2 protein-coding genes and 2 tRNA genes are annotated in these 2,047 nt (G+C 39.4%); 3 read left to right on the forward strand and 1 reads right to left on the reverse strand.

The features are described from left to right. From J580_RS22635 to J580_RS22645, 3 genes are all read left to right on the forward strand, one after another. Nucleotides 1-921, forward strand: a 921-nt coding sequence (locus J580_RS22635; RefSeq protein WP_032006061.1) for an AMP-binding enzyme, incomplete at its 5' end; no start/stop codon positions are given. Nucleotides 922-1,105: 184 nt separating this feature from the next. Continuing rightward, nucleotides 1,106-1,181, forward strand: a tRNA-Lys gene (locus J580_RS22640). Between the two features lie 22 nt (nucleotides 1,182-1,203). After that, nucleotides 1,204-1,279: transfer RNA gene (locus J580_RS22645), tRNA-Lys, on the forward strand. Nucleotides 1,280-1,342: 63 nt separating this feature from the next. Here the strand turns inward: J580_RS22645 and J580_RS22650 are convergent. Then, on the reverse strand, nucleotides 1,343-2,047 hold a 705-nt coding region (locus J580_RS22650; protein ID WP_032006063.1), incomplete at its 5' end, for a LysR substrate-binding domain-containing protein.

Here is a 2,047-nt window from a genome sequence, read left to right on the forward strand (position 1 = left end):
TATGTAGGTGAACTTTGCCGTTACTTGATGGATGCTCCAACTACAGAGCTTGACCGTGCTCACCGTGTAACCAAAATGATTGGTAACGGCATGCGTCCAAACATCTGGGATAAGTTCAAACAGCGTTTTGGTGTTGAAGAAGTTCTAGAGCTTTATGCTTCAAGTGAAGGCAATGTCGGCTTTAGTAATATTTTCAACTTTGATAATACGGTAGGCTTCTCCCCTATGCCGTATGCAGTCATTCAATTTGATAAAGAAAAGAATGAGCCTGTACGCGATAAAAATGGCTGGTGTAAAAAAGTTAAAGCAGGTGAAGTCGGTTTATTGGTAGGAAAAATTACCAGTCGCTCTCCATTTGATGGCTATACCGACCCAGAAAAGAATAAATCTGTGATTATGCAAGATGTCTTTAAAAAAGGTGACTCATATTTCAACACAGGTGATCTTGTTCGTAATATTGGTTTCCGTCATGCCCAGTTTGTTGACCGCTTAGGTGATACCTTCCGCTGGAAAGGCGAAAATGTATCTACCACCGAAGTTGAAAACATGGTGTGTGAATATGACAAGATCGCTGAAGCTGTCGTTTATGGTGTAGAAATTCCAAATACCAATGGTCGTGCAGGTATGGCAGCAATCACACTTGCTGATGGTGCCGAGTTAAATGACGCTGATTTAACAGAAATGGTGACTGTATTTAAAAAATGCTTACCTGCTTATGCGGTACCAGTGTTTTTACGTATACAAGCTAAAGTTGAAACCACAGGTACTTTTAAGTACCAAAAGAATAAATTGAAGGAAGATGCGTTTAATCCAAGCAAAACTTCTGAACGTTTACTCGCTTTATTGCCTGGTGCAAGCAGTTACTGTGACATCACAACTGAAATTTTTGACAACATTCAGGCATATAAATACCGTTTTTAGTTCATTTTTTAGCTAAACAAGAGGAAATCGTGCTTTTTATAGGCAATCATGCAAATGTTTTTAAATTTCCTCTTGTGTTAGTTGAATAACTTGCTAAAATACGCGACATCAAAACAAAGGTGGTGTTAGAAAACTTTTAGTTATCTTGCACTTCACATTCAAATGATATTTGAATGTTTGTTCAGGGTCGTTAGCTCAGTTGGTAGAGCAGCGGACTTTTAATCCGTTGGTCCCGCGTTCGAGTCGCGGACGACCCACCACTTATCTGTTTTGAACCTATTTGGGTCGTTAGCTCAGTTGGTAGAGCAGCGGACTTTTAATCCGTTGGTCCCGCGTTCGAGTCGCGGACGACCCACCAAATTCTAAAAAGCCTCTCAGTTCGAGAGGCTTTTTTTATTGTTAATGTATTTTAATTTTATGACTAAAAGATGACGATGCACTTCTTATATAGAACATCCCTAGCCCATTCCATAAAGATTTCCAAACGTTTAGGAATATAACTCCGGTTCGGATATAAAATATTAAGTGGAAGTGATTGAGCGGTATAGGTACTTAGTACTTCAACTAAAGTTCCCTGCTCGATTTTATCCTGAACATCGTAGTATGGAAGTTGAATAATTCCCAAACCTGCAATAGCCGCTGCAATATAGGCTTCCGTATTATTTACGCTTAAAGCACTATCCATCATCACAGCTCCATCTTGATATAAAAATACGCCCTGTTTTTCTCCTACTGCTCCCGCATAGTTAATGAGTTTGTGTTGAGATAGATCTTCTAATTGTTCAGGAATACCGTACTGTTCTAAATAGTCAGCACTTGCACAGTTCACCATAATCAAGTTACCAACGAACTTCGCAATTAAACTACTATTATCTAGCTGCCCCACCCGAACAACACAATCGATTCCTTTCTCGATTAAGTCAGTGATGTCATCAGAGCTATGAAGTTGTAAATGGATATCTGGATAGCGGCTATAAAAATCGGGCAGTTCAGGAATAATCACTTGATGCACGATTCGGCTGGGCATTGAAATTTTTAGCGTGCCACGATAATGCTGCTTTTGTGCCTGTATAAGCTGTTCGAGCTGTTCATAATCAAATAATAGATTTTGACACTCAGGTAATAT

Origin of the sequence: Acinetobacter sp. 1542444, from assembly GCF_000581835.1 — a bacterium.
In the GTDB taxonomy this organism is placed as follows: Bacteria; Pseudomonadota; Gammaproteobacteria; order Pseudomonadales; family Moraxellaceae; genus Acinetobacter; species Acinetobacter pittii.